This is a genomic window from Shimia sp. R9_3, from assembly GCF_017743755.1.
Lineage (GTDB): Bacteria > Pseudomonadota > Alphaproteobacteria > Rhodobacterales > Rhodobacteraceae > Shimia.
The window spans coordinates 199,352-220,299 of the sequence record NZ_JAGHRP010000004.1 but is presented as its reverse complement, the minus strand read 5'-3'; the positions used below and the strand labels follow the sequence as shown (position 1 = coordinate 220,299).

Sequence of the window (20,948 nt, the reverse complement as noted above, 5' to 3'; positions counted from 1 at the left end):
GCGCTCCATACTCGCGACTGCATACCTATCCCGATGCACAAACAAGAACAAAGGCAAGCACGACATGGCTTCGGATCGACAGAATCTCCAAGATGCATTTTTGAACCACGTCCGGAAAACCAAAGTTCCGGTGACCATTTTTCTGATCAACGGTGTGAAACTGCAGGGTGTGATCACCTGGTTTGACAACTTCTGTGTGCTGCTGCGCCGCGATGGTCAGAGCCAGTTGGTCTACAAACATGCGATCTCGACAATCATGCCGGCACAGCCGATTTCTCTGTATGAAGGTGAAGACGCCTCTTGATGGAGCATGACACGCAGGTCACCCGCGCTTGGGTCCTGCATCCCGATATCACTGGCGCTGATCAGCGGCGCGAGGCCTCTTTCGCGTTGGAAGAGGCCATTTCGCTTGCAGCGGCTTTGCCGGAACTGGAGGTGGTGGGCTCAAACGTCGTGCGCCTGCCCAAAGCCCAGCCCGGCAAGTTGTTTGGCAGCGGTAAGATCGAAGAACTGAAGGCGCTGTTTAAGGCCAATGAGGTGGAGCTTGTCCTGATTGACGGGCCAGTCACCCCTGTGCAGCAGCGCAATCTGGAAAAAGAGTGGAAGGTCAAACTGCTGGACCGGACCGGGTTGATCCTTGAGATCTTCTCGGATCGGGCGCGCACCCGTGAGGGTGTGTTGCAGGTGGAGATGGCTGCGCTGTCTTATCAGCGCACGCGACTGGTGCGGGCCTGGACCCACTTGGAGCGTCAGCGGGGCGGACTTGGCTTTGTGGGTGGTCCCGGTGAAACCCAGATCGAGGCGGACCGTCGCGCGATCGACGATCAGTTGGTGCGGTTGCGCCGCCAGCTTGCGAAGGTTGTGAAAACCCGCGAGCTGCACCGGAAGGCGCGCGCCAAGGTGCCGTTTCCGATTGTTGCGCTGGTGGGCTATACCAATGCCGGAAAATCCACACTCTTCAACCGTGTAACCGGTGCAGATGTGATGGCGAAAGACATGCTTTTTGCCACGCTCGACCCGACCATGCGCGCGGTGGAGTTGCCCAACAACGGCCCCGAAGTGATCCTGTCGGACACGGTGGGCTTCATCAGTGATCTGCCAACGCAGCTTGTGGCGGCCTTTCGGGCGACGCTGGAAGAGGTGCTGGCGGCGGATCTGGTGCTGCATGTGCGCGACATTGCGCATCCGGAAACAGAGCATCAGGCCGAGGACGTGCGCACGATCCTTGAAACCCTCGGGCTGAGTGAGGACACCCCTCAGATCGAAGTCTGGAACAAGATTGACCTGCTGAGCGCGGATGATCGCGATGCGATGGTCGCCAAGGCGGAGCGCGAAGAGGATATCTTTGCGGTGTCGGCTGTGAGCGGGCAGGGTCTTGATGAGATGTTTGCGGCGATCCAGCAGGCTTTGGCCAGCGAGAAGAGTCGCGAAACGCTGAAGCTGAGCTTTGCGGCGGGCAAGGCACGGGCGTGGCTCTTCAAAGAGGGCATCGTGGAGGAAGAGGCCCAGACGGACGAGGGCTTTGAGATCACCGTGCTGTGGAGCGCCAAGCAGCGGGCGCAGTTTGAAAGCCTCTGACAGAGGCCTTAAGATCACATCCTAAGATATTGATGGCGCAGGATTACTGCGCCATCGGTTCAATCCGCGTGACGCCAACAGCGGCGGCGCGGGCCAGCTCTTCATCCAATGACATCGGAATATATTCGCCCCGGCGCCACAGTTGGGCCATGTCGTCATAAAAGCGCGACAGGAAGTGGCCGGACTGGCCGGTGGAGATCACAAAAACCGAGCTGTCAGGATCGGCGAAGTCATAGACCCCGCGGTAGCCTGCGGCGTGGACGTTGTGGTACGGGTTTTCACCGGTGCCGCTGGTTTTGCCGCGCTGAAGTGTGTTGTCGCCACCCGAAGTGGATTGGCGGATGTTCACAAAGAAGCGCAGGATCGGCACTTCGCCAAGCGCCTGATGGTCATGGGTGGCCTGATGGACATCGCCCCAGCGCAAGGATTCAAGCTGTGGGCCGTAACGCTCCTCAATGGTGATGAGCGCGTCATCCAGCGCCAGTTTGGCCATATCGGCGCAGGTTTCCTGAGGGACGCTTTGGCGCACGTCACACCATGCGGCGGCGCCGTCGATGTTGCGGAAGACACGTTCGATAAAGAGCGGCTCCACATGGGTGTATTCATCCGCCAGCGGGCCAAGATCGTCGCGGATCAGGCGCTCCTGCAGGGCGCGCACCCAAGCGGCGTAGATCAGCGGCTCAGGCAGATGCTCGTTCATTTCGCCATTCCACTCAGACAGCAGCGTAAGTGCGCGCTGACGCTGGCGTTCGCGGCTGCCTTCGGGGGCGGCTTCTCCGGTGAACCAGAGTTCTGCGCCAATCAGCGGCAGGATTGAGCGGGCGGAGAAGCTGACGGTGTCTAGCTGGGCCTCGATAAAGCTGTCGCGGGTGTGGACGCGGCGGCCCTGCATCAGGCGCTGCCAGCGTTGGATGCGCTGACTGTCGCCCCAGACATAAGAGATATGCTGGGGGAAAGGGCGGTCGATGAATTTGTTGTTGGTGTTGCCGACGATGCCGCCCACGGGTTCCACAAATGACGGGTTGTTGGCCGCATCAAACACGCCCTGCCAGCGGTTTTCGGCAAGCGCCCCGAGTGATGGCAGACGCCCGCGGCTTTGGTGCGCGCTGTCTCTGCGTGGGACCGCACCGATCAGGGCCATGCCGATGTTGTCTTTGTCTGCCAGCGTGAGCGTCAGGCCGGGGGCGACGTGCTGTTTGGTGACCTCAATGGCGCGCTCGACAGAGTCGGCGTACATCAGGTCCAGAAGTGCAGTCGTGGAGCGGTCTTTCGGGCTGAGCGCGGTCCAGCGCAGGGCGGCCACATGGCCCGGAGGGGTGATGGCGGCGAGGTTGAAATCCGTGCCCGGTAGGACGGGGCCATTTTCCGTCCAGCGCAGGGTCAGGGTGACCGGGCTGTGATCTTTGATGGTGATGATCGATTTGCGGGTTTCAAAGGTTTTGAAACCGTCAGGTGTGCGGTAGCGCTCCGGATCGCTGGGGTCGAGCTCTTCGATATAGAGGTCCTGATCATCCACATAGGCGGCGGTGATGCCCCAGCCCAAAGCCTCGCTGCGGCCGGAAAGCACGACGGGAATGCCCGGGATTGTCGCGCCGATGACGCCGCCGCTTTGCAGCTCCAGACGGGCGAGATACCAGATCGACGGGGCGGTCAGGCCGAGGTGCGGATCATTGGCCAAAAGGGTGCCGCCAGAGGCGCTTCGGGTGGGCGCGGCGGCCCAGGCGTTGGAGGCCCCTGACAGCGCGGGGATCTTGAAGGGAGAGAGCGGATGGGCGGGCAAAGGCTTGCTCGCGGCATAGCGCGGCGTGCCGGGAACAAGGCTGGCATATTCCGGCAGCGCGGCGACACCGGTGCCTGGCGCATCTGGAAGAATGTCCGCCAAGCGATTGATATCATTGAGCGCAAGCGAGGTGCGGGCGCGCAGGACCTCAGATTGCATCTGACCTGTGAGCTGCAGGGCCATGAGCTTTTGCAGGGCGATGGTGTCAGCAGGCTGCCACGGGGAGAAGGCCTGTTTGAAAAGGAAGAGCTCCGGTGCGCCGCGGCCCAGAGCGGAGCGGTTGACCTCATCAATGCGTGCGTTCACGCCACGGGCGTAGGCTTGCAGTGCGGCCAACACTTCCAGATCCTGCGCGGAGACCGATTGCTGGGCCGCGCCCGCGATATCAAGCCGCCGCATGAGCTTGTCGATTTCCAGCGTGCGGGTGCCAAAGACCTCAGACAGCCGCCCCTGAGCCGTGCGGCGCATGGTGAGCATCTGCCAGAGACGGTCCTGCGCGTGGGCATAGCCCAGGCCAAAGAACACATCCTCGTCGGTTTCCCCAAAGATATGCGGCACATTGGCGTTGTTGCGCACAATCTCCAGCGGTGCGGATACTCCGGCTGCGGCAAAGGTCTTGTCGTAGTCCGGCAAGCTGCGGGAGGCGAGGAAATAGATCAGCATCACGCCGAGCACGGTGAGAATCACCAAGCCGCTGGCAATGCGCAAAAGCCATCTGAAAAATGCCGCCATGGGTCTGCCTCTTATAGTCCTTGCCTTCTGCTTGCGCAGGCGAGACAAGTATTACGACGAATGAAAGCAAGGGGAAAGCCGATGGCAAAAGTTGCGTTTTTGGGCTTGGGAGTGATGGGGTATCCGATGGCGGGATACCTGGTGAAAGAGGGCCATGAGGTGACGGTTTACAACCGCACCACCGCCAAGGCGGAGGCCTGGGCCAAGGAATATGGGGCCGGGTTTGCGGCGACCCCGCGCGAGGCGGTTGCCGGTGCAGAATTTGTGATGTGCTGTGTGGGCAATGATGATGATTTGCGCTCGGTTTGCCTTGGCGATGACGGTGCTTTTGCAGGCATGTCAGAGGGCAGCACTTTTGTGGATCACACCACGGTTTCGGCCAAAGTGACGGCAAAGCTTTACGCAGCGGGCAAAGCGCAGGGCATTGCTTTTGTGGATGCGCCGGTGTCTGGCGGTCAGGCGGGGGCTGAGAACGGCATTCTGTCTATCATGTGTGGCGGCGATCAGGCGGCCTACGATGCGGCGGAGCCGATCATGCAGGCCTATGGGCGCTCGATCAAACGGCTGGGCGACAGCGGGGCCGGGCAGCTGACCAAGATGGTCAATCAGATCTGTATTGCCGGTCTGGTGCAGGGGCTGTCTGAGGGGCTGCATTTTGCGGAGAAAGCCGGGCTGGATGGCCGCGCTGTGGTCGATGTGATCGCGGGTGGCGCGGCGGGCAGCTGGCAGATGCAGAACCGCTATGAGACCATGATTGACGATGAGTTTGATCACGGTTTTGCGGTGGACTGGATGCGCAAGGATCTGGGCATTGTGCTCTCCACCGGCGATGAGATTGGCGCAAGCCTGCCGGTGACGGCGCTGGTCGATCAGTTCTACAAAGACGTGCAGAAACTGGGCGGCGGGCGTTGGGACACCTCCAGCCTGATCAAGCGCCTGCGCGCGCTGGATTGATTTTCTGAGCCCTTAGATCATCGTCTAGAAAATCTGAAGCGCTTGGTTTCCACCAGTGCGTAGGAGGCGAAGCCGACCAGCCCCCGACCCTCCCCAAGGGAGGGGGCTTCACCCCCACCCAGGGTCGGGGGCCGGTCTATGTGACCCACTACAGTGGTTGCAGATTTGTGGGGCGATGCTCTAGAAACAAAAAAAGCGCAGGGGGGTGCCCTGCGCTTTTTCTTTGGAAAATGAACCGCTTACGGGATGATGCGGTTGTATTTGATGCCTTCCAGAGTTGCACCGATTTTCAGGCCTGCCTGGCCAAAGATCACGGCGATCACCGGCGCGAGCAGGTTTGTGGTTTCGGCACTCAGGTTACCGGCTTCGTTGGCGACCACATATTGTGCGCCTGCACCTGCGGCCCAGCCGTTGGAGCTGCGGAAATCTGCGAGTGCGCCTTCGGTCATGAAGAACAGCACATGGGCGTGTTGCTGAGCGCCGATTTGCAGGCCCACGCTGCCTTTGGTGGCAGAGTAGTAATCCACGGTCACGTCATTCACGCGCAGGGCGCCGCGGCCGTAGCCGCCGCCAAAGCCAAATCCGGCCTCGGTGACGAGCGGCATCACCAGAATACCGGCGGCTTTGTCGCGCAGGTCGGTGGTGTTTGGGTATTCGGAATAGAGGAAGCTGAGGGTTGCATCCGCGCGGGCGTCAATTTCGCTTGCGCCATTGGAGCCAACACCGTTGCCACATGCAGCGGTGACGCCAGCGGCTGCAAGGCCGGTGAGCGCGAAGCCGCGTCGGGTGAGATTGGTCATGGTCTTTGCCTGTGATTGTTGAAGTCTGCTCAGTTCACCGGTTTTGATCCGGCTTTCCGGCAGTATAGACGGCCTGAAGGTCTATGTCACTAGATCTGCAAAGCTCTACCCGATTTTGCGGGCCACTTCGGGGGCAAAATAGGTCAAAATCCCGTCACATCCGGCGCGTTTGAAGGCCATCAGGCTCTCCACCATGGCGCGGTCACCGTCGATCCAGCCGTTTTGCGCGGCGGCCTGGATCATCGCGTATTCACCGGACACCTGATAGGCAAAGGTCGGCACGCCAAAGCTGTCTTTCACGCGGCGGCAGATATCCAGATATGGCATGCCGGGTTTGACCATGACCATATCCGCGCCTTCATCGAGATCGCGGGCCACAAGGCGCAGGGCCTCGTCTGAATTGGCCGGGTCCATCTGATAGGTGGTTTTGTCACCCTTGAGCGCGCCGGATGCGCCCACCGCATCGCGGAAGGGCCCGTAAAAGGCAGAGGCATATTTGGCGGCATAGCTCATCAGCATGACATTGTGGTGCCCGCCTGCCTCAAGGGCGGTGCGGATCGCGCCGATGCGGCCATCCATCATGTCAGAAGGGCCAATGATGTCAGCACCGGCCTCCGCCTGAGAGAGCGCCTGTTTCACCAGCGCCTCCACCGTGGCGTCATTGACGATCTCGCCATTCACCACAAAACCGTCATGGCCGTGGATGTTGTAGGGATCCAGCGCAACGTCGGTCATCACGGCGATTTCCGGCACCGCGGCCTTGATCGCGCGGGTGGCGCGGTTGGAGAGGTTTTCAGGGTTCCAGGCCTCAGCGCAGTCTTCGGTTTTGAGCGCCGGATCGGTGTAGGGAAAGAGGCAGATCACAGGGATGCCCAGATCAGCCGCTTCGCGCGCAGCCTCGACGATTTTATCCACCGAGCGCCGCATCACGCCGGGCATCGAGGGCACAGGCTCCTCGACCCCTTCGCCGTCGCGCACAAACACCGGCCAGATCAGATCATCCACCGTGAGCGTATTTTCGCGCACGAGGCCACGGACGGCCGCGGATTGGCGGGTGCGCCGCAGGCGGGCGGTCGGAAAGGCAGCGGGGGAAGTGGGCATGATCGGCTCCATGTGTTGCTGCCCCGTAGGTGCCACGGAAATTCCGCCATCTCAAGGCTAGGAATTGCCGCAGTGGCAGGGTATGTCGTTTAAAAATTTAAAGGGCAGTGAAAACTTTGGACCTGAGCCAAACCGTATTAGAACTCATCGACTTCCGAAGCTTTTCGAACCTGTGGTTCTGGATTGCATTGGCGGTGTTTTGGTCCTCTGCCAGCCACTGGGTGCTGGGTGTGCCGTGGGATCTGGTCCTGCGCGCCAAGCGCAAGGGCGGGCAGTTTGAGGAAGATTTTCACGCGCTGGTGCAGATTAATATCAACCGCATTCTGCACATGGTGGATGTCGCCGGCATGTGGCTGGTGGGGATTGTGAGCTTTGTTCTCACCGGATTGGCGGTTCTGGGCTTTGGCTACGCGATTGAGTTTGCGCAGGCGGTCTTCTTGATTGCGCTGCCGATGAGCCTTGTGTTTGCGATGAGCGTGCGCGCCTCGCGGCACATCAAGCGCGATGATCTGAACGGTGATACGCTGCGTAAACGGCTGACGCGGCACCGTTTCTGGGTGCAGCTGGTCGGAATGATCTCGATTTTTGTGACCTCTCTGTGGGGCATGTATCAGAACTTGTTGGTGTCGCCTCTGGGGTAAGACCGGGGTGTAACCCATTGAAAATGAAGGCGTGAGTGATGAAAGACGCGCAGCACATCTCTGTGGGTGGGGCGCCGGAAGGCTTTGATGCCCAGCTCATTTTGAATGAGGTGGCCAAAAGTGGCGGCCCGGTGATCCATGTGGCGCGCGATGACAAGCGCATGGCGGCGACGCGCGCCGCGCTGAGTTTCTTTAAGCCCGACATGCCGGTGATTGTCTTTCCGGGGTGGGACTGTCTGCCTTATGACAGGGTGTCGCCCAACGCTGATATCTCGGCGACGCGCATGGCGACGCTGGCGGGGCTGGTGCATGGCATGCCGGAGCAGTTTGTGCTGCTCACGACGCTCAATGCGGTGACGCAGCGCGTGCCTGCGCGCAATATCCTGCAAGAGGCGGCCTTCCGGGCGCAGGTGAATGCGCGTGTGGATGAGGAGGCGTTGCGTAACTTCCTCGTGCGTATGGGATTTTCCCAAGCGCCCACGGTGATGGAGCCCGGCGATTATGCCATTCGCGGCGGCATCATTGACATCTATCCCCCCGGCGACAGCGGCCCTGTGCGGCTGGATTTCTTTGGCGATGTGCTGGATGGGGCGCGGCGGTTTGATCCGGCCACACAGCGCACAACAGAGACATTGGACGCGATTGAGCTTGCGCCGGTGAGTGAAGTCATTCTGGATGAGGCGGCGATCACGCGGTTTCGGCAGAATTACCGCATCGAGTTTGGCGCGGCAGGCACCGATGATCCGCTTTATGAGGCGATCAGCGCGGGGCGCAAACATCAGGGTGTGGAGCATTGGCTGCCGTTCTTCCATGAAGAGCTGGAAACGCTGTTTGACTATCTGCCCAATGCGTCAATTTCCGTGGATGATCAGACAGATGCGGCGCGTCTTGCCCGTTGGGAGGCGATTGCGGATCAGTATGAAACCCGCCAGCATGCGATGACGCAGAAGGCGCGGCTCGACACGGTCTATAAGCCGGTGCCGCCGGGGCTGCTTTATCTGGATGACAAGGCCTGGGATCAGGCGGTCGCGGGGCGGCGTATGCTGCATTTTGCGGCTCTGCCACAGGCGTCGGGGCCGGGCACGATAGATGCAGGCGGGCGCATCGGGCGCAATTTCTCACCAGAGCGTCAGCAGGAAAACCTGAGCCTTTTCGGGGCTTTGGCGGATCATATTCGCAAGAAATTGCCAGATGGCCCTGTGGTTGTGGCGAGCTATTCCGAAGGCGCGCGGGAGCGTCTGAGCGGCCTTATTGAAGATGAGGGGCTTGCGGAAACCATCCCGGTGACAGACGCCAGCCGGATCGGCAAAACAGGGCTCTATCTGGCGGTTTGGGCGCTGGAGCATGGGTTTGAGACCCCCGGTCTGACGGTGATTTCTGAGCAGGATGTGCTGGGGGATCGCCTCATCCGCGCGCCGCGCAAGAAAAAGCGCGCCGAGAACTTCCTGACCGAAACGCAATCGCTGAGCCCCGGGGATCTGGTGGTGCATGTGGACCACGGGATCGGGCGTTATCACGGGCTTGAGGTGGTCACGGCGGCCGGGGCGGCGCATGAATGTATCCTGCTGGAATATGCCGAGAGCGCAAAGCTCTACCTGCCGGTCGAAAACATCGAACTGCTGTCGAAATACGGCCATGACGAGGGCTTGCTGGACCGGCTGGGTGGTGGCGCTTGGCAGGCCAAGAAAGCCAAGCTGAAAGAGCGCATTCGCGAGATGGCGGATCGGTTGATCCGGGTGGCTGCTGAGCGGGAGCTGCGCTCAGCGCCTGTGCTAGAAGCTCAGCATCATGCGTGGGAGGAATTCTCCGCACGCTTCCCTTATCAGGAGACCGATGATCAACTGCGCGCGATTGGCGATGTGATTGACGATCTGGCCTCTGGCCGTCCCATGGACCGGCTGGTTTGTGGCGATGTGGGCTTTGGCAAGACCGAGGTGGCGATGCGCGCGGCCTTTGTGGCGGCCATGTCGGGCCAGCAGGTGGCGGTGATTGCGCCCACCACGCTTTTGGCGCGTCAGCACGCCAAGGGATTTGCAGAGCGATTCCGCGGATTTCCTTTGGAAGTCAGAGCCTTGTCGCGGTTTGTTTCCGCAAAAGAAGCAGAGAAAACCCGCGATGGCATGGCGCATGGGACGGTGGACATTGTTGTCGGCACCCATGCGTTGTTGGCCAAAAACACGCGGTTTCAGAACCTTGGACTGCTGATCATTGATGAAGAACAGCACTTCGGCGTGGCGCATAAAGAGCGGCTGAAACAGATGCGCAGCGATGTGCATGTGCTGACGCTGACGGCGACGCCGATCCCGCGGACATTGCAGCTGAGCCTCTCAGGCGTGCGGGATCTGTCGATCATTGGCACGCCGCCGGTGGACCGCTTGGCGATCCGCACCTATGTGAGCAGCTTTGATGCGGTGACCGTGCGTGAGGCGCTGTTGCGAGAGCATTATCGCGGCGGGCAGAGTTTTTACGTGGTGCCACGGGTCAGCGATCTGCCGGAGATCGAGGAATTCCTGCGCGATCATGTGCCGGAGGTGAGCTTTGTCACCGCCCATGGGCAGATGGCGGCGGGTGAGCTCGATGATCGGATGAACGCCTTTTATGACGGCAAATATGATGTGCTTCTGGCGACCACGATTGTGGAAAGCGGGCTGGATATTCCGACGGCGAACACGATGATTGTGCACCGTGCCGATATGTTTGGACTGGCGCAGCTTTACCAGATCCGGGGACGGGTCGGGCGCTCTAAGACCCGGGCCTATGCCTATCTGACAACCAAACCACGCGCGAAGCTGACCCCGGCGGCGGAGAAACGGCTGCGGGTGCTTGGCTCACTGGATACGTTGGGGGCAGGCTTTACGCTGGCCTCACAAGATCTGGACATTCGCGGCGCGGGGAACCTTCTTGGCGAAGAGCAATCCGGGCAGATGCGGGATGTGGGCTATGAGCTTTATCAGTCGATGCTGGAAGAGGCGATTGCCAAGATCAAGGCCGGGGAGCTGGAAGGTCTGTCTGACGGGGATGACCAATGGGCGCCACAGATCAATCTGGGTGTGCCGGTGCTGATCCCCGAAAATTACGTGCCGGATCTGGATGTGCGCCTTGGGCTCTATCGCCGCTTGAGTGGGTTGCAGGGCAAGGTGGAGCTTGAGGGCTTTGCTGCCGAGCTGATTGATCGGTTTGGGAAATTGCCTAAAGAGGTCAATACCTTGCTGCTCATTGTTCGCATCAAAGAGATGTGCAAGAAGGCCGGGATTGCCAAGCTGGACGGCGGGCCAAAAGGCGCGACCATTCAGTTCCACAATGACAAATTTGCCTCCCCTCAGGGGTTGGTGGAGTTCATTCAGGATCAGAAAGGTCTGGCCAAGGTCAAGGACAACAAGATTGTTGTGCGGCGTGATTGGGCGAAGTCTTCTGACAAGATCAAAGGGGCTTTTGCGATTGCCCGTGATCTGGCCCAGAAGGTTGTAAATGAGAAGAAACGCGCCAAGGCCAAAGCCGCGAAGTAGGCGGCTGGCGGGGGCGGCTGTGGTGGCAATAAGAGACGCTGTCTCTGCCACCGCAGAGGGTGCTGGGCGCTGCCCGTTCGCCGCTGGACGCGGCTCACCCCCGGGATATTTTCCGAATGAGAACGCGGGCTTGTGTGCGCCCAAGTCGCCGCTGCGCCCTTCGTTAAGCCAGCGCTTCCTGGCGGCGCATGTGCAGCATCATGGCAATGCTGATCACCGCAAAGACAAACAGCGCGAGGGCCATCGGGAACGGGGTGCCGTCAAAAGCCAAACCAACCGGGGTGGCGAGCAGGCCGCCCAGAATGGTGGAGATCGCACCCATGACCGAGGCGGCGGTGCCGGCCATATGGCCAAGCGGCTCCATGGCCATGGCGTTGAGATTGCCGATGGTCATGCCGATGGAAAAGAACAGTCCGGTTTGCCAGATCACGAAGGCGATGAATTGAATGCCAATGTCCGGTGAGGCGCTGGCGGCAATCATGACGAGGGCAAAGACCGCCTGTGCGGCGATGGCGACGGTGACCAGATAGCGCATGCCAAGCACCATCACGAGCTTTGCGTTCAACAGGCTGGCGGTGCCGGAGAACAGTGCGACTGCGGCGAACCAGAACGGGAATTGGTCTGCGCGGTCAAAGGTTTGCTCATAGATCGGTTGCACAGAGCTGATCATGGCAAAAAGCCCGGCGAAGATCAGCGATTGCACCAGCATGGAGGTGCGCACTGCGGGGATGGCCCACATTTCCCGCACGCCTGCCATCAGTTTGGCAAAGCTGAACGGGCGGCGGTTTTCTGGAGCGAGGGATTCCGGCAGGCGGGTGCCGATCCAGATCATGGAGATCACCGAGAAGACAATGAAGGCCACAAAGATGCCGCGCCAGGAGGAGACATCAATGATCACCATGCCAAGGGCTGGGGCAAAGGCGGGCACCAGCGTGAAGATCATCATGGCAAAGGACATGATGCGGGCCATTTCGCGCCCGGCAAACAGATCTCGCACAATCGCCATGGTGGCAATGCGGGGGCCAGAGGCACCGATCCCTTGAAAGAAGCGGGCGGCGAGCACCCATTCCAATGTTGTGCTTTGCCAGCCGATGAAGGCGCAGATCGAGAACAGGATGGCGCCGACGATCACCACGGGTTTGCGGCCAAAGCGGTCTGACAGCGGGCCGGTGAAAAAGGTGCCAAGCCCCATGCCCATTACAAAGGAGGTGATGATCAATGTGGCGCGGGAGGGCGCATCGGGGCTGAGCTCGCTGGCGATTTCAGGCAGCGCGGGCAGCATCGCGTCAATCGAGAACGCAATGGTGGAGAACATCATGGCGCAAAGCGCGATGAATTCGACCTGCGTCATGGGCAGGGAGTCTTTGGTCATGACGGTCTCCGGTGCTTTCCCATGATGCGGGCGCGCTTGCGGGAGGCGCAGTGCGTCTCTGCGGAGCGGGTCCAAACCAATTGGGCGTTGTGCTTGGCTTGACGGCGGCACAGATGGGCCGCGCGCAGAGCAGAGCTTAGCGCGGCCCCCGAAGGGTCACAAGATCAAAAATGAACGGTTATTCAGCGGCGGTTTGGGCCTTCAGATCGGCGATCACCTTCAGCCAGAGATCGGCAGGCTGCGCGCCCGGAACCGCGTGCTGGTTGGCCACAATGAAGGTGGGCACCGAGTTCACACCCATTTTGCGGCTGTGGGCGTCGCGGGCGCGGATGTCATCGACATCGGCGTCAGAGTCGAGCAGCTTGCGCACCATGGCAGCGTCCATGCCGGCGCTGTCGGCGATGTCTGCCAGCACGTCGGTGTCGCCAATGTCGCGGCCTTCGTTGAAGTAGGCGGCAAAGAGCGCATCCACCACGGCGTTCTGTTTCTGCTCGATCCCGGCCCAGTGGATCAGGCGGTGGGCGTTGATGGTGTTGGGGGTGCGCTTCATCGCGGCGAAGTCGATGTCGAGCCCTTCTTCGCGGGCGTGGCGTTCGATTTCGCCATAGACGCGCACGGCGTTTTCTTTGCCGCCAAATTTGGTTTCCAGATATTCGCGGCGGTCCATGCCTTCGTCAGGCATGTCCGGGTTGAGTTGGAAGGGGTGCCATTCGATCACGAAAGGATGGTCTTCGACCTCTGCAAGCGCTTTCTCAAGACGGGTTTTGCCGATGAAGCACCAGGGGCAGATCGGGTCAGAGATGATGTCGAGTTTGATCATGGTGTGGCCTTGAGGGTTTGCGTTTCAAAATCTGCGCGCAGGGCGCGGCGGTTGAGCTTGCCGTTTGCATTGGTGGGCAGGACCGGCAGGCGGATGTAGAGCCTTGGCTGCTTGTAGCGCGCCAGACGGGCGGCCGCAAAGGCTTTCAGATCCGCCTCCACGAGATCGTGATCAGCGGTATAGAAGGCGGCAATCACCCGTGTGTCGGCTTTTATCTCAACATCGGTGACGGCCAATGTGGCGATCTCCGGATGGTTGAGGAGGGCGGCTTCGACCTCCAGCGGGGAGACACGGAAGCCGCCTGCGTTCATCATGTCGTCGGCGCGGCCCATGTAGGTGATGTGGCCCTGCGCATCCATCGCCCCGAGATCGCCGGTGAGAAACCACTCTCCGTCAAAGCGCGCTGCGGTAGCCTCGGGCGCGTCAAAATAGCCGAGCATCAGACCCGGGTCGGATCTGTGGATCGCGATGACACCAGGGGTGCCCAACGGTGCGGGCGCGCCCTCTGCAAGGATCGCAACCCGGCGGCCGGTCTGGGGCTGGCCCAAGGTGTCTGCCGCTGCCGGGGCCTCCGGGCTGGCGGAGATGAAAGTGGAGCACTCAGACATGCCAAAGGCTTCATAGAGTTTGGTGCCGGTGGCGGCATTCCAGCGTTTCCGCAGCGGTTCAGACAGTTTCTCGCCTGCGCAAAGGCCGTGGCGCAGGGCGGGCAGCGCCGGGGTCGCGGGCGCGTCGAGCATTTTGCGGTAGACCCCCGGCGCGGCGGCAAAGAGAGTCGCCTGATGCTGACGCAGAAGGTCTGGCAGGGCGGCGGGGGCGGTGTCTGGGGCTGGGATGAGGGCGGTGGCGCCGATGGTCCAGGGGTCCATGAGGCCGGTGCCCAATGTGAAGGTCCAGTTGAACGCGCCCGCATGGAGGAGACGGTCTTCTGTGCGCAGGCCGTACCAGCCGTCAAACATCATCTGACGCGCCCAGATGGCGCGGTGCGCATGTTGCACGGCGCGGGGCTGACCGGAGGTGCCTGAGGTGTAGATGATATAGGCGGGGCGGTTGGGATCTCCCATCACGAAATCCGCAGGTAGGAGGCTGCGCATTTTCAAAAGGTCTTGCGTTGTCAGTGTTTTGGACGTGGGAGCTGAGGCTGTGGGCACGGCCGGATCATGTAGAATGGCGGCCGGGGCCAGCGTGTCGATCATACGCGCGACTTCAGGCTCCGTGAGCTGGGTTGAGGTGGGCACCGGCACCAGATCGACAGCGATGGCCGCCAGATAGGCAATGGGGAAATCCACCGTATTGCCCAGACGCATCAGCACATGGTCCCCGGGTGTGAGACCTGCCTCAAGAAGGCCGGTGGCGGTGCCGAGAATGGCGGATTGCAGCTCGCTGTAGCGCCAGATTTGCACGCCGGTTTCCGAGATTACTTCGAGGGCGGGTTTGTCTGCCAGCCGGTCGGCCAGCGCGAGCACATGGGCGGCCATATTGAAGGCCTGCGGGCAGGGCGGCGGCGGGCCTTGGTCAAAAAGTGAGGTGGTCAGCGTGGTCATGCGGATTGGGTACGCAGGCAGGGACGAGAGCGCAAGCGCGACGTGGCGGTTGCAGAGCTTGGGGCAGGCGCGCTAGAAGCGCTGGCATGACAGAAAAAGACCCCAAATCGCTCATCCGCATCGCCCGTGAGAACGGGGAGCAGGATCATGTGGAACCGCTTGACCTGGGCCAACGTGTGCGGGACCTGCGCAAGGCGCGCAAATGGACGCTGGAGCAGGCCGCCAATCAGGCGGGGCTGGCGCGCTCGACCCTGTCAAAGATCGAAAACGGGCAGATGTCACCGACATATGACGCGGTGAAGAAGCTGGCTGTGGGGTTGGAAATTTCCGTGCCGCAGCTGTTCACCGCGCCGCAGAAAGGCCAAATCACGGGCCGCATGTCGGTGGTGAAATCCGGCGAAGGCGCGCATCAGGTCACTGCGACCTATGAGCACGAGTTGCTGGCCGAAGGGCTGCGCAAGAAGGCCATGCTGCCTTATCGGGCGCGGGTGCGCGCCCGCTCCATGGAGGAGTTTGACGGCTGGGTGCGCCATGACGGGGAAGAGTTCCTCTATGTGCTGACCGGGGTGATCACGCTTTACACCGAGTATTATGAACCGGTGGAGATGCGCCGGGGCGACAGCGCCTACTATGATGGCGCGATGGGCCATAATGTGGTCTCGGTGAGCGATGAGGATGCCACCATTCTCTGGGTGACCTCGCTGGTGTGAGCTGCTCGCGTCTTTGGGTTGGAGCGCAAAGGCGAAAGGTTCACCAGAGCAAAACCGCTTTGCGCCTGATCCATCCCTGTCTGATCACACACTGACCTCTCTGCTTTCGGCCTCAAGACAAATAGCTGTCTCCCCGCCCATGGCGGGGCCCCTCGGTGATTTATCTTGCGCCCGTGCAGCAGACAGGCCGTGCGGAATTCAGACAGGGTGGCTCCGGAGCAAAGCTTTTGGCGCAGGCAGACGCAAGAAGCGATCCGCTTACCTCAGATAAGACGCAAATGACTTCAGCAGGCGGCTTTGACGTTAAGGGTTTGATCATCACCGCCAAGCGAGAAGGTGGCGGATTTGTTGTAGGCCGCGTCAAATCCTGTCCAGTCGCAGGCCCTGTCTTTGTCCAGAAGGGCTTTGGCGTAGTTGATGCGGGCCTGCAGCGTCAAGGTGGGGGCGGCTTTGCACAGGCGCTGGCGGATGGCGTCGATCGTGCAGACATGCAGCGTGCCATCTGCGTCTTTGTAGGGATTGGCGCCGTAGATGATGCGCATGGTTTTCATGTCCAGACCAAGCCGTTTGGCCTCGCGCTTGAGCTCTGACTCGGTCACGCCATTGATGGGCGTGCGACCGGCATAGGTGTATGTGAACAGCAGCGGTGTGAGGGGGCCGGTGTTGCCGACCTCCACATCGTTGAGTTCGGTATAGGCCACGTCATAGTCGCCCAGTCTGGTGACCTGTGAGCTGCGCCCGAAGCCGGTGGTTTCACAGCCCGCCAATGCACAGAGCAGTGCGGCCATTACAGCCTGTCGTAACCCAAAGATATGAAGATGCGCCCAATTCATCATGCGCGCCCTTTTAGAGAGGTGTTGCGAAAATGGCAACTTTTCTTCTATATTTCAGGTGCGTAGACGGTACCGCTCATGTGGTTTAGGTGAGTTTTTTGCTCTGGTTTTGCAGCGCGGTTTCCAGATCTCCATAGCCCGTGAAGCGGCGCTCAAATGCGAGGCCCAACCGATCCGCGCAATCTTTGGCCTTTTCGGTCAGCGCGGGATCATCGGTTTGGGCCTGATAGACCAGCTTTTCATAATTGCCAAAATACATGTCCCGCAGCTCCGGATGGCGGTCCAAACCCATGGGTTTGATGACAAAGGCCTCAAACTGGCGCACCAGAAAATCGGTGAGATAGAAGGCGGTGAACTCATCCTCAGCGAGTTCGGCAAAGCGATCGTTGCCCTCAAAGAAGCTGTAGCAATGGGGGCCTGCGATCATCTCCACCCCTAGCTCTTCGCAGGTCTGGGCCAGCCCGCCGCCGGTGCCGCAATCGGCGTAGACCACAAAGATCTGATCATGGGTGTCGCGGTGTTTGGCCACGGCTTCGCGCACCGCAGGGGTGATCTTTTCGGGGTGCACATGGTAGATTGCGGGCAGGCAGGTGAGATCCATGTGAGACCAGTTGTTGCGCTTGATCAGATCGAGGATTTCACGTGCCAGTGCGCCGCAGGCCAGCAGCAGAACGCGACCGGTTGCGCCGGTGGGGGCGAGGCCGCTTTCGGTGAGGGTGCTGTCGTCGGGAAGCGGACTTGGCGATGTAACTGGCTGGGTCATGGGCTTGGTCGCGGGTTGGGTCAGGGTTTGGTCAGTTTGACGGCGAAACGGCCGGGCAGCAGCGGGCTTGGGCCGTAAGCGGTGAGGATGTCGCAGCGCCAGCCGATGTTTTCCAGGGCGGATTTGGTGGCCTGTGGTGCGCGGCGGGTTTGGTGGTGTGTGACCCAGTCGATGCGGTCAGCGACCTGGGTTTCAATGCGGCGGGTCAGGCGCGCGCCGCCCACGGTGACTTCGACACGCACGGCCCAGTCTTCGCCACTTTGGCGGGTCGCCTGAGGCAGGCAGCGATGGCCGATGAGATCAGCGATGAGCCGCCCGCCAGACGGCAAAGCCACAAAGGCGGATTGGGCCAGCGGCAAGAGTGTGTCGTGGCCGGTTTCCGGATCAATGTAGCTGAGCACTTCGCCCAGACAGGTGATCGCCGTGGTGCCTGCCGGAATCTCTACGCTGGCGGCGTTGCCTTTGGTGACGTCGAGACCGCGGCTGCGTGCCAGATCGACAAAGGCGGGGGAGAGGTCGATGCCCGCACCAGCAAGTCCGCGTGCCTGTGCGGCCGCAAGCCAGGTGCCGTCGCCACAGCCCACATCAAAGAGCTGGGCAGGTGCCGGGCCGCCGGAAATTTCTGCCACCAGCCAGTCAAAGGCTTCGGCAAAGGTTGCGGTGTGGCCTTCGGCGTGAATGCGGGCGAGATCGGGAGAATAGAGACCGGACATGCGCGCACCTTATCGCATTTTGCGTTTGAGACTAATCACTTGTTCGCGGCGTCTCTGGATGATCAGCGGCAAAAAATGATGGTTTGGTTTTGAGTGGAGCGCACAGGCAAAAACAGGCAGAACCTGACGCATGTTACAAAAAGGCCCGCCTGATAAGGGCGGGCCAAGTCCGCTTCCGCGGAAGGGGAGTGTGACTTGGCTGTGTTAGCCGGCAGACATCTGGTTGTGCTTGCGCGTAACGAAGTCTTTCGCCATTTCCACGGCCACAGCAGCGTCGCGGCAGTAGCCGTCTGCACCAATGGCTTTGCCGAACTCTTCGTTCAGTGGCGCGCCGCCAACCAGAACGATGTATTCGTCACGCAGGCCTTGCTCGACCATCGAATCGATCACGACCTTCATGTAAGGCATGGTGGTGGTGAGCAGCGCAGACATGCCGAGGATGTCTGGTTTGTGCTCTTCCAGAGCTTCGATGTAGTTTTCTACCGGGTTGTTGATGCCCAGATCCACAACTTCAAAGCCTGCGCCTTCCATCATCATGGAAACGAGGTTTTTGCCGATGTCGTGGATGTCGCCTTTGACCGTGCCGATCACCATGGAGCCCATGCGTGGGGCACCGGTTTCTGCCAGCAGCGGTTTCAGGATGGCCATGCCGCCTTTCATGGCGTTGGCCGCCAGCAGCACTTCTGGCACAAACAGGATGCCGTCGCGGAAGTCTGCGCCCACGATGGTCATGCCGCCCACGAGGGCTTCTGTCAGGATGCGGTAGGGGGCCCAGCCGCGCTCCAGAAGAATGTTCACACCTTCTTCGATTTCCTCTTTGAGACCATCGTAGAGGTCGTCAAACATCTGCTGGACAAGTTCCTCGTCGTCCAGCTCGGACAGGATGATGTCTTCTTCTTCTGACATGCGCGTTCTCCCATACCTTGGCGTGGCCCTCATCGGGGCGCCGGTTGCTCTCTGATTTTCAGGTGTCGTTCTTTTTGCTGCGACAGACTGTCTGATTAACGACATAGCCAAAGCCTCGTGCGACGTGTAGCGGCAAAATTGGCATGTGCGATGAAAGTTTTTCATCCAGATCATGGGGTTTGTTGCGTGTGTTCTCTCTTTGTTCTAAATTGAGGGCATGTCCCAGGATGAGATGCCCAAAATCGACCCGAAGCGGCGGCGCGCGCGTGGTGCGCTGAGCAATCACGCGAGCCGGTATGAACCGGTGCGCGAGGAGGTGACCGATGGGTGGGACATCGAAGAAGAGCGGCGCAGCTTTGTCACTGAGGTGAGAGAGGAGAGCCCGCGCAGCGTGATCACGCACAACCAGTCTCCGGATATTTCCTTTGACCGGTCGCTCAATCCGTATCGCGGCTGTGAGCATGGCTGTGTCTATTGTTTTGCGCGGCCCACACATGCCTATCTGGGGCTGTCGCCGGGGCTGGATTTTGAAAGCAAGCTGGTGGCACGACCAAAGGCGGCGGAGGTTTTGGAGCGGGAGCTCTCCAAGAAATCCTATAGAGCAGAGGTGATGGCGATCGGGACCAACACCGATCCTTATCAGCCGATTGAGCGGCGCTACCGGATCATGCGGGCGACGTTGGAGGTGCTGGAGCGGTTCAATCATCCGGTGGCGATTGTCACCAAAGGCACATTGATTGAGCGCGACATAGATATATTGGCGCGCATGGCAGAGAAAGGCCTGGCGCAGGTCGGGATTTCGCTGACCACCATGGATGCGGGGTTGTCGCGTGCGATGGAGCCGCGTTGTCCAGTGCCAGCGCGGCGGGTGGAGATGATCCGCAAACTGAGCGCGGCGGGCGTGCCGGTGCGGGTGATGCTGGCGCCGGTGGTGCCGGGGCTGAGCGATCATGAGGTTGAGGCGTTGTTGACGGCGGGAGTGGAAGCCGGGGCCAAGGCGGCGAGCTGGGTGATGCTGCGTCTGCCGCGCGAGGTGGCACCTTTGTTTGAGGAATGGCTCAAGGAGGCGTTCCCGCAGCGGGCGGCGAAGGTTATGGCGCGGGTGCGGGAGATGCATGGCGGCGAGGTTTACGCGGCGGATTGGGGCAAGCGCATGCGGGGCGAGGGCGTCTATGCGGAAATGGTGGCGCAGCGGTTTGAGGCGGCGCGCAAGCGGTTGGGGCTGGCCCGTGACCTGCCTGCGTTGAGAACGGATTTGTTTGCGGTGCCTCTGGCGCGCGGCGGGCAGCTCGCCTTGTTTTAAACGGCGTTTCAGGCACTTGTCGCGCGGTCCTCATGGGCACTGTACCACTGAGGTGTTCGGGCGGGATAAAGCCTATAGGCGCGGGGCTGGTTCAGAAAATGCGCGTTTTGTGGTAGGATGGCGGCAGGGCACGCGGTTGTGCCGATTGATTTAGTGATAGGTTAAAGGGAGTGTTTCAATGACTCCACGTGATTGGATTAAGGTTCAGAAGCGTTTGATTTTGCTGGGGTTTAACCCAGGGCCGGTGGATGGTATCCGGGGACGGATGACCATCGGGGCAATCAAGAATTTTCAGCAGTCAAAAGGGCTTGTACCCGATGGCATTGTCGGACCGCTGACCTATGAGGCGCTGTTTGGTGAGGCCACGGGCGGCACGGTGCCAAGCTTTGACTCGCTGCCGTGGTTTGATGAGGCCAACCGGCTGATGGGCACCCGCGAAGTGGCCGGGCCGGGCAACAACCCTGTGATCATGGATATGGCGGCGGATCTGGACATTGACTACGCCGGAGATGACGTGCCGTGGTGTGGGTTGTTTGTGGCCCATTGTATCGGCTCGACCATGCCAGCCGAAGCCCTGCCCAACAACCCGCTGGGCGCGCGCAAATGGATGAGTTTTGGTGAGGAATGTGAGCCTCAGCTGGGCGCGGTGATTGTGTTCTGGCGCGAGAGCCGGGCGTCGTGGAAAGGCCATGTAGGCTTTTATGCGGGCGAGGATGCGAGCCATGTGCATTGTCTTGGCGGCAACCAGAGCAATGCGGTGAACATCCGCCGCTTTCCACGCAACCGTGTGCTTGGCGCGCGGTGGCCGCTGACCGGCCCGTCGCAAAGTGGCGTGACCCTGCAGGGCGGCTCTGGCGTGCAGGACACCGATGGCGACGAATCCTGATCCGGC

At 60.6% G+C, this 20,948-nt stretch carries 18 protein-coding genes; 8 read left to right on the top strand and 10 right to left on the bottom strand.

All coding sequences use genetic code 11. From position 1 onward, the window contains the following. Positions 1-64: 64 nt before the first annotated feature. Positions 65-304, top strand: a complete 240-nt coding sequence (gene hfq / locus J7412_RS12425) for an RNA chaperone Hfq (protein WP_008204623.1) — start codon at positions 65-67, stop codon at positions 302-304. Beyond that, positions 304-1,578, top strand: a complete 1,275-nt coding sequence (hflX, locus tag J7412_RS12420) for a GTPase HflX (RefSeq protein ID WP_209078930.1) — start codon at positions 304-306, stop codon at positions 1,576-1,578. Before hfq ends, hflX begins: the two co-directional genes overlap by 1 nt. A 43-nt stretch (positions 1,579-1,621) precedes the next feature. On the opposite strand, the gene J7412_RS12415 is transcribed toward hflX, so the two are convergent. Next, entirely contained in the window at positions 1,622-4,090 is a 2,469-nt protein-coding gene (locus J7412_RS12415) for a penicillin acylase family protein (protein ID WP_209078929.1), read from the bottom strand. An 81-nt stretch (positions 4,091-4,171) separates the two neighbouring features. Between J7412_RS12415 and J7412_RS12410 the strand changes: the two genes are divergently transcribed. Continuing rightward, on the top strand, positions 4,172-5,044 hold the full coding sequence (locus tag J7412_RS12410; protein ID WP_209078928.1) for an NAD(P)-dependent oxidoreductase: 873 nt from the start codon (positions 4,172-4,174) through the stop codon (positions 5,042-5,044). Between the two features lie 239 nt (positions 5,045-5,283). Here the strand turns inward: J7412_RS12410 and J7412_RS12405 are convergent, their stop codons facing one another. Continuing rightward, the gene (locus J7412_RS12405; RefSeq protein WP_209078927.1) at positions 5,284-5,844 is read right to left on the bottom strand and encodes a YSC84-related protein; all 561 of its coding nucleotides are present in this window, start codon (positions 5,842-5,844) and stop codon (positions 5,284-5,286) included. 105 nt (positions 5,845-5,949) lie between these two features. Then, a complete protein-coding gene (gene hemB / locus J7412_RS12400) occupies positions 5,950-6,945 on the bottom strand; it encodes a porphobilinogen synthase (RefSeq protein WP_209078926.1) in 996 nt (331 codons plus the stop codon). A 107-nt stretch (positions 6,946-7,052) separates the two neighbouring features. Here hemB and J7412_RS12395 point away from each other — a divergent pair, with 107 nt between their 5' ends. Both J7412_RS12395 and mfd read left to right on the top strand, forming a co-directional pair. Then, the gene (locus J7412_RS12395) at positions 7,053-7,586 is read left to right on the top strand and encodes a component of SufBCD complex (protein WP_348539461.1); all 534 of its coding nucleotides are present in this window, start codon (positions 7,053-7,055) and stop codon (positions 7,584-7,586) included. A gap of 38 nt (positions 7,587-7,624) precedes the next feature. Continuing rightward, positions 7,625-11,092 carry a transcription-repair coupling factor gene (mfd, locus tag J7412_RS12390; protein ID WP_209078925.1) on the top strand — a complete coding sequence of 1,156 codons (3,468 nt, stop codon included), beginning with the start codon at positions 7,625-7,627 and terminating at the stop codon, positions 11,090-11,092. A gap of 163 nt (positions 11,093-11,255) precedes the next feature. On the opposite strand, the gene J7412_RS12385 is transcribed toward mfd, so the two are convergent. From J7412_RS12385 to J7412_RS12375, 3 genes are all read right to left on the bottom strand, one after another. Next, positions 11,256-12,464, bottom strand: coding sequence for a multidrug effflux MFS transporter (locus J7412_RS12385; RefSeq protein ID WP_247743913.1), 1,209 nt, complete (start codon positions 12,462-12,464; stop codon positions 11,256-11,258). 178 nt (positions 12,465-12,642) lie between these two features. Beyond that, positions 12,643-13,284 carry a DsbA family oxidoreductase gene (locus J7412_RS12380; protein WP_209062518.1) on the bottom strand — a complete coding sequence of 214 codons (642 nt, stop codon included), beginning with the start codon at positions 13,282-13,284 and terminating at the stop codon, positions 12,643-12,645. Then, positions 13,281-14,828 carry a class I adenylate-forming enzyme family protein gene (locus J7412_RS12375; RefSeq protein WP_209078924.1) on the bottom strand — a complete coding sequence of 516 codons (1,548 nt, stop codon included), beginning with the start codon at positions 14,826-14,828 and terminating at the stop codon, positions 13,281-13,283. The genes J7412_RS12380 and J7412_RS12375 overlap by 4 nt, the downstream gene beginning before the upstream one ends. Positions 14,829-14,914: 86 nt before the next feature. Between J7412_RS12375 and J7412_RS12370 the strand changes: the two genes are divergently transcribed. Further along, entirely contained in the window at positions 14,915-15,538 is a 624-nt protein-coding gene (locus tag J7412_RS12370) for an XRE family transcriptional regulator (protein ID WP_209062522.1), read from the top strand. A gap of 284 nt (positions 15,539-15,822) precedes the next feature. Here J7412_RS12370 and J7412_RS12365 read toward each other — a convergent pair whose 3' ends face one another. From J7412_RS12365 to J7412_RS12350, 4 genes are all read right to left on the bottom strand, one after another. After that, complete coding sequence (locus J7412_RS12365; protein ID WP_209078923.1) at positions 15,823-16,326, bottom strand: hypothetical protein; 504 nt, start codon at positions 16,324-16,326, stop codon at positions 15,823-15,825. Between the two features lie 130 nt (positions 16,327-16,456). After that, on the bottom strand, positions 16,457-17,134 hold the full coding sequence (locus J7412_RS12360) for a DUF1638 domain-containing protein (RefSeq protein ID WP_209078922.1): 678 nt from the start codon (positions 17,132-17,134) through the stop codon (positions 16,457-16,459). Positions 17,135-17,154: 20 nt separating this feature from the next. Next, entirely contained in the window at positions 17,155-17,847 is a 693-nt protein-coding gene (locus tag J7412_RS12355) for a class I SAM-dependent methyltransferase (RefSeq protein ID WP_209078921.1), read from the bottom strand. A gap of 204 nt (positions 17,848-18,051) precedes the next feature. Continuing rightward, the gene (locus J7412_RS12350; protein WP_209078920.1) at positions 18,052-18,753 is read right to left on the bottom strand and encodes a B12-binding domain-containing protein; all 702 of its coding nucleotides are present in this window, start codon (positions 18,751-18,753) and stop codon (positions 18,052-18,054) included. A gap of 232 nt (positions 18,754-18,985) precedes the next feature. On the opposite strand from J7412_RS12350, the gene J7412_RS12345 reads away from it, so the two are divergent. Continuing rightward, positions 18,986-20,056, top strand: a complete 1,071-nt coding sequence (locus J7412_RS12345) for a PA0069 family radical SAM protein (RefSeq protein ID WP_247743912.1) — start codon at positions 18,986-18,988, stop codon at positions 20,054-20,056. Between the two features lie 178 nt (positions 20,057-20,234). Next, positions 20,235-20,942: a TIGR02594 family protein gene (locus J7412_RS12340; protein WP_209078918.1), complete on the top strand. Its 708-nt coding sequence runs from the start codon at positions 20,235-20,237 to the stop codon at positions 20,940-20,942. Positions 20,943-20,948: the final 6 nt, after the last annotated feature.